This window comes from Actinoplanes sp. NPDC048791 (assembly GCF_040650095.1).
Lineage (GTDB): Bacteria > Actinomycetota > Actinomycetes > Mycobacteriales > Micromonosporaceae > Actinoplanes.
Map to the genome: position 1 here is coordinate 1 of NZ_JBEZGQ010001111.1, position 2,590 is coordinate 2,590.

At 70.2% G+C, this 2,590-nt stretch carries 1 protein-coding gene; it reads right to left on the reverse strand.

Features of this window, described 5'->3' with window-relative positions; translation table 11 throughout:
* Window positions 1-1,757: 1,757 nt before the first annotated feature.
* Window positions 1,758-2,590: BTAD domain-containing putative transcriptional regulator (locus tag AB0C29_RS42930; protein ID WP_360833341.1), on the reverse strand; the 833-nt coding region annotated here is incomplete at its 5' end.

The window sequence follows — 2,590 nt, forward strand, 5'->3', positions numbered from 1 at the left end:
GGCAGGCAGGGCAGGCAGCGCGGGCAGCGCGGGCAGGGCAGGCAGCGCGGGCAGGGCGGGCAGGGCAGGCAGCGCGGGCAGGGCGGGCAGGGCAGGCGACGTGGACAACGCAGGCAGGGCCGGCAGGGCGGGCAAGGTTGAAAGCGACGGCAACGCCGGGAGCGACGGCACGACCGGGGATGCAGGCGCCGCGAGCACGGGCGGCAGCGCAGGCGCGGCGGGCACGGCCGGCGACGCAGGGATGGCAGGCAGAGCCGGCATCGCGGGCAGAGCCGGCCGGATGGGCATCGTGCTGACTGCCGGAGGTTCCGGCCCAGATGGCAGCGCCGGATTGGCGGGCAACGTGGGCGACACGGGGTGCGAATGCCGCTTGGGGTGTGCCGGCAACGAGGGCTGCTCCGGCAGCGCGGGCGCAGAGGGAAGGGCTGGCTCAAGTTCCGGATTAGCAGGCAACTGAGGGGGTTCAGGACGCGCCGGCGTGCTCGGGTCCGCAGGCGACCGGGGCAGTTCGGGAGCCGCCGGCATGTCGCGGACAGCCGGCAGCGTGCGGCTGACCGGCAACGCTGGCAGCTGCGATGGCCCGGATGCGACGGGCGAGCCCGGATCACGATCTGCCGGACCAGGATCGGTCCGCGGCGATCCCGCGGGGCGGCCAGATCGCTCATTCGCGGAGGGCTTCGCCGGGCGGACAGTCGGCGTCCGCTTCGCCGTGAGGTCGGTATCACCATCAGGAAGCCGTCGAACCTCCACCGGCGTCCTGCCTGCAGAGACCACCTCGGATGCAGCATCCGACCGCCTCTTGGCTCTCGAACCCGCGTCCGTCTGGGGAGCGGCGATCTCGAGACCCTTCCGCGCACTCCCTTGAGGTGGGTCGGCCTCGCGGCCTTCGACCTTCAGGCCCGGATCCTCAGGCTCACCTGATCCGGAAGAGGTGGCCTTGCGGCGGTCGACCTTCGCAGTCGCACCAGCCCGCGGTCCCGAAAGAGCGCTCGTCCGCCCAGCCGCCTCCGCTACCCGGCCCTTCCGCGCCTCCGCCGTCGAGACCTTCCCCGCCTCGACGTTCGAAGCGGTGATCTTCCGACCATCCGCCTTCGAAACCCGCTTCTCCGCCGCCGCCACTTTGGAAGCCGAGACCTTGGAGACCGAGACCTTGGAAGCCGAGACCGAGACCTTCCGGCCGTCAGACCTGGACTCCGGAGCTTTGGAAGCGGAAACCCTCCGACCATCCACCTTGGAACCGCCGACGTCCCGGCCGTCAGCCTTCGAAACCCGAGCCCGCCCCGGAACCGGAACCTTTCGATCCTCCCGGGAAAGCGAAGCCTTCCGCACCCGAGGAACCGTCCGCCCAGCAGAAACCGCATCCGAAGAATCTACGGATTTACCCCCATGGATCTTCGGAACAGAGATCCCCGACACTGAGCGGTCCTTTTTCGCATTGTCTGCGAGATCCCGGCCACCCTCAGCGAGCCCGACCTTTCCGCCGCGATCAATAACACCCGCATCAGCACGCGCAGCGTGATCAATAACACTCAGAGCGAAGTAGGCAGCAACGATCAGCCCGACCATCACCAGCAGCCGATAAATGCGCTGAGCTGCTGCTCCAGCGACATTCCGGCGCACGGCGAACCCCCACTCGATCATTTACCCGGGCTATCGATTCATTCCTACCCGCCAATCGGAAGCTAACACCGCACCACCGCCACCGCAGAACTCGGCCGGGCGCCGCTCACCCATTCGTGGACCCGGGGAAAGATGCATCATGCCGCCCGGGACAGACCGCACAGTCTGCTGTGGAGCTCCGTCGTCTCCGGCGCCGGGCGCGCCCCGACCTGGGTTTCCAGCACCCGGACCAGCTCCTCGTACTGGCGCAGCGCCCGCCCCCGCTCCCCCAGCGCGGCATAGCAGCGCATCAAAGCCCGATGCGCCCCCTCCAGCAGCGGATCATGCGCCACCAGCCGCGCGAACACGTCCGCGGCCTCCACGAAGCGTTGTTCCCGCGCCAGCAGGCCGCCGAGGCTGCGGAGCACGTGCTCGTACTCTCTGCGCAGCTCTTCCCGGTGCGGTTCCGCCCACGCGCCGACCGGGGTGTCCGCGAGGAAGTCGCCCGGGTAGCAGGCCGCGGCCCTGGTCAGGGCGTCGATACCGGCGCGCCGGGCTGCCCCTTGGAAGTCCGGGACGTCGTAGCGCAGGGTGCCGATCGCTTCCAGGTGGTACGCACCATCGGCGAACCGTACCCGCGCGGCCCCATCGAGGGCCCGGCGCAGGAACTTCAGGCACGTGTGGAAGCTGTTGCGAAGCTCGGTCGCCGACGCCTCCGGCCACAGGGCCAGCCCGATCTCCGCCTTGGTGCTGCCCGGCCTGGTGAGCAGGTAGAACATCAGCTCGCGGGGTTTGGCGTAGGTCCAGTCCTCCGGCCCGAGCGCCCGGCCGTCCATTTCGACCCGGCTGCGCCCGAGCGCGTGGACCGACAGCCCGGCCCGCGGCACCAGGCGTGGGGCGGAGACCAGTACGCCGGCCCGCTGCAGCTCGTCGACGTCGGCGAGGTGTGCGGTCCGGGCCTCGTCGACCTGCTCGAGCGGGGCGCGATAGG